Genomic DNA, 2974 nt, shown 5'->3' with positions numbered 1-2974 from the left:
CGACGATCGGGACGCCGGCCTCGGTGAACTTCTGTGCCCACTCGGGGTCGGAGGCGATGAAGACCGGCAGCGCGTTGACGAACGCGACCTTCGCGTCGATGGCGCACTGGGCGTAGAACTTGTCCGCCACCTCGGAGCCCACCGGCAGGTAGGACACGAGCACGTCGACCTTGGCGTCCTTGAGCGCCTGGACGACGTCCACGGCCTCCTCGTCGGACTCGGTGATGGTCTCGCGGTAGTACTTGCCGAGCCCGTCGTGGGTGTGGCCGCGCTGGACGGTCACGCCCGTCGGGGGCACGTCGGCGATCTTGATGGTGTTGTTCTCGCTCGCGAAGATCGCGTGAGCGAGGTCCTGGCCGACCTTCTTGGCGTCGACGTCGAACGCGGCGACGAACTCGATGTCGCTCACGTGGTACGGGCCGAACTGCACGTGCATGAGGCCCGGCACGCGCGACTGCGGGTCGGCGTCCTTGTAGTACTCCACGCCCTGCACGAGCGAGGCGGCGCAGTTGCCGACCCCGACGATCGCTACGCGTACGGAACCCACGCTGATCTCCTAGTCCTTGGTGCCCGTGCCGGACGGCGAGCCGGTCACGTCGTTGTGTGTCGGAATGCCGACCCGCGCGGGGTCGGCCCCATACAGGGAATGGGCCCCGTCGGCGGGCTGGCCGTCGACGGGAGTGAACGCCGGCCGGGCCGAGGCCCCCCGTTCGTCGTCGATGAGCTCGTTGAGCCACCGCACCTCGCGCTCCACGGACTCGAGCCCGTGGTTCTGCAGCGCGAGAGTGTAGGAGTCGAGCCGTTCGCGGGTGCGGGACAGGGACCCGCGGACCCGCTCGCGGCGCTCCTCGAGCCGGGAGCGCCGGCCCTCGAGGACGCGCAGCCGGGTGGCCGCGTCGGTGTGCCGGAAGAACGCCAGGTGGACGCCGAAGCGCTCGTCCTCCCAGGTGTCCGGCCCCGCGTCGGCCAGGAGCTGCTGGAACTGCTCCTTGCCCTCGGCGGTGATGCGGTAGACGATCCGCGCCCGCTTGCCCGCGAGCGCGGGGCTCACGGCGGTCCCGTCCGGCCCGGCCGCCGGGATGTCCTCGGCGATCAGGCCCCCGTCCAGCATCTTGCGCAGGGCGGGGTAGAGCGAGCCGTACGAGAACGCCCGGAAGGTGCCGAGCAGCGCGTTGAGCCGCTTGCGCAGCTCGTAGCCGTGCATCGGCCCCTCGTGAAGCAGGCCGAGCACGGCGAGCTCGAGCACGCCGCTGCTCCTGGTGGCCATTGCTGCTCCTGCCGGTGGGGGGAGGTCGTGCCGCCCGGCTGCACGCTCGCGACAGCCAGGGCCCGCGTACGCCCGCGACGCGCCCTGCGAGATGCTGGGCCGCCCCGGGCGGACGTATCGATCCGTCCTGTCGACTCGATGTATCGAGCCGATACATCCGGACGATAGCTCGAAGGTGACGCGGGGGCAAACGGAACACGCCGGGAACTACCACCGGCCGTACGCTGTTGTCCCGTGCAGTCGCAGAGCGTGCGGCTTCCCGGGCGCGCCGCCTCAGGTGCCGCGTCGCCCGCTGCCGCTCTGCAGGCTCCGCCGGCCTTGGCCCTTCCCGCGGTCCCGGCCGTCTCCCGCCATCGGCCGACCCCCGAGGACGACACGTGACCCTGCCTGGTTCGAGCGGCAAGCGACGAGCCCCCAGTGCCGGCGTTGGCCGGGCCAGTGCGACGGCTCCCGCCTCCCGTGGGCGTTCGACCCGGCTGATCGACTACCCGCGCAGCACCCGCCGCGGGGTCCTCAAGCTGCTGCCGTCCTGGCGCCAGATGCTGCTGCTCGGGACGATGGGCGCGCTGATCGTCGCCGGCGCCTTCGCCTGGGTGTACGCCCGCACGACCGTCCCGGAGGCCAGCGCGGCAGCGCTGGCGCAGACCTCGAACGTCTACTACTCGGACGGCAAGACGCTGCTCGGGCGGCTGTCGGGTGAGCAGAACCGCACGAGCGTGTCGATCGAGAACGTCCCGGAGTCGGTCACGCACGCCGTGCTCGCCGCCGAGGACCGGTCGTTCTACACCAACAGCGGCGTCTCGCCGAAGGCGATCGCCCGCGCGTTCTGGAGCAACCTCAGCAGCGACAGCAGGGGCCAGGGCGGGTCGACGATCACCCAGCAGTACGTCCGCAACTACTACAGCGACGTCGGCTCGCAGAAGACCTACCAGCGCAAGCTGCGCGAAGCCGTCCTGGCCATCAAGATCAACAAGCAGAAGTCCAAGGACGAGATCCTGCAGGACTACCTGAACACGATCTGGTGGGGCCGGCGGTCGTACGGCCTCAACGCGGCCGCGCAGGCGTGGTTCCCGCGCGGGCAGAACAGCTACCAGAAGCTGACGATCAGCCAGGCGGCGTTCCTCGCCGGGATCATCCAGGCGCCGGACACCTTCGACTTCCAGAAGGAGGGCCTCAGCAAGGCCCAGGTCGCCGACCGGAAGGCAGCGGCGCAGCGCCGCTGGAACTACGTGCTCGACGGCATGCTCGAGCAGGGCTGGATCACGGCCGAGGAGCGCTCGAGCGCGAAGTTCCCGCTGATCGCGAAGCCGGTCAAGGTCAACGCCTACAAGGGCCCGCAGGGCTACCTGCTCAAGTACGTCAACGACGAGCTGCTCGCCGCCGGGCGCAGCGAGCAGGAGATCGAGGGCGGCGGCCTGCGGGTCGTCACGACCTTCGACAAGGCCGCCCAGGTGGCGGCCGTGAAGGCGATGGACCCGGAGGACGGCGAGTACCCCAAGACCGACAACAAGGGCGTGCACGCCGGCCTGGTCAGCATCGACACCCGCACCGGCGCGATCAAGGCGATGTACGGCGGCCGCAACTACCTCGAGCGGCAGTTCAACGACGCCACCGCCGAGGTGCAGCCGGGCTCGACCTTCAAACCCTTCGCGCTCGCGGCCGCGCTGGAGGACGGCAAGAGCCTCTACAGCACCTACGAGGGCAACA

At 70.2% G+C, this 2974-nt stretch carries 2 protein-coding genes and 1 pseudogene; 1 reads left to right on the top strand and 2 read right to left on the bottom strand.

The genetic code is table 11. The features are described 5' to 3' along the window. A pseudogene (locus G9H71_RS21910) lies at nucleotides 1-547 on the bottom strand (inositol-3-phosphate synthase); the annotation flags it as partial. A 9-nt stretch (nucleotides 548-556) separates the two neighbouring features. Beyond that, nucleotides 557-1267, bottom strand: coding sequence for a PadR family transcriptional regulator (locus tag G9H71_RS21905; RefSeq protein WP_166284886.1), 711 nt, complete (start codon nucleotides 1265-1267; stop codon nucleotides 557-559). 377 nt (nucleotides 1268-1644) lie between these two features. Here G9H71_RS21905 and G9H71_RS21900 point away from each other — a divergent pair. Further along, nucleotides 1645-2974, top strand: a 1330-nt coding sequence (locus tag G9H71_RS21900; protein ID WP_166284885.1) for a transglycosylase domain-containing protein, incomplete at its 3' end; no start/stop codon positions are given.

Source organism: Motilibacter deserti (genome assembly GCF_011250635.1).
Taxonomy (GTDB): domain Bacteria; phylum Actinomycetota; class Actinomycetes; order Motilibacterales; family Motilibacteraceae; genus Motilibacter_A; species Motilibacter_A deserti.
Note: the sequence above shows the minus strand (reverse complement) of the source record. Positions and strands in the feature narration are given on the sequence as shown.

Coding starts and splice junctions, on each gene's coding strand:
- G9H71_RS21905 (WP_166284886.1), bottom strand. CDS start 1,267: ATGGCCACCAGGAGCAGCGGCGTGCTCGAGCTCGCCGTGCTCGGCCTG.